Source organism: Prevotella sp. C0026C3 (assembly GCF_056590795.1).
In genome coordinates this window covers 1-1,269 of the sequence record NZ_JBWPWW010000049.1, presented here as the reverse complement: position 1 = coordinate 1,269, position 1,269 = coordinate 1, and the positions used below count along the sequence as shown (strand labels likewise).

Here is a 1,269-nt window from a genome sequence, read left to right as displayed (position 1 = left end):
AGCCCAAACCGGCGTTGTGGCAACGCATCGCCGGGGTAGTAGGACCACGACATTGTATCTTGCGTGTGAGAGGAATTTTCTGGAAAGAAGAACCATAGACGGTGATAGTCCTGTACTCTAAGCACAATGGGGCATAGTGGTATCCTGAGTAACGCGGAACACGAGGAATTCTGCGCGAATCTGCCGGGACCATCCGGTAAGGCTAAATACTCCCATGAGACCGATAGTGAACCAGTACCGTGAGGGAAAGGTGAAAAGCACTTCGATGAGAAGAGTGAAATAGTTCCTGAAACCATACGCCTACAAGCGGTCGGAGCATAGCAATATGTGACGGCGTGCCTTTTGCATAATGAACCTACGAGTTACCGTCACCGGCAAGGTTAAGGTGTTCAGCACCCGAGCCGCAGTGAAAGCGAGCCTGAATAGGGCGTCATAGTCGGTGGTGGTAGACGCGAAACCAAGTGATCTACACTTGACCAGGTTGAAGTCCCGGTAACACGGGATGGAGGACCGCACCAATAAGCGTTGAAAAGCTTCTGGATGAGTTGAGTGTAGGAGTGAAAGGCCAATCAAACTTGGAGATAGCTCGTACTCCCCGAAAGGCATTTAGGTGCCGCGTACGATGTTCTGCGTGAGAGGTAGAGCGACCGATAGGTCAAGAGGGCTTCACCGCCTATCGCGACCTGACGAACTCCGAATGCTCACGCACCGTAGTCGTGCAGTAAGGGGGCGGGTGCTAAGGTCCGTCCCCGAGAGGAGAAGAATCCAGACCGTCGTCTAAGGTCCCGGAATTCTGCCTGAGTTAGTCTAACGAAGTCTGGTCCCCGTGACAGCCAGGATGTTGGCTTGGAAGCAGCCATTCATTCAAAGAGTGCGTAACAGCTCACTGGTCGAGGGTCCGGGCATGGATAATAATCGGGTATAAGGCAGATACCGAAGGCACGGGATAGTATTAAAAAAAGTATCGGTAGGGGAGCATTCCATCGGCGTAGAATGGTTTACGTAAGTATTCCTGGAGCTTATGGAAAAGCAAATGTAGGTATAAGTAACGATAAGAAGGGTAAGATTCCCTTCCGCCGTAAGACTAAGGTTTCCCGGGCAATGCCAATCATCCCGGGGTTAGTCGGGTCCTAAGTCTCAGCCGAATGGCGAAGGCGATGGCAGACACGGTTAATATTCCGTGACTACCAATGGGAGCGATGTGGAGACGGAGTAGTGACACAGCCGCGGACTGACGGAAATGTCCGTTGAAGAGTGTAGACGTTGATT

General features: G+C 51.8%; 1 rRNA gene. It reads left to right on the top strand.

What is annotated here, in order from left to right:
• Nucleotides 1-1,269, top strand: a 23S ribosomal RNA gene (locus AC1EK4_RS11925); the annotation flags it as partial.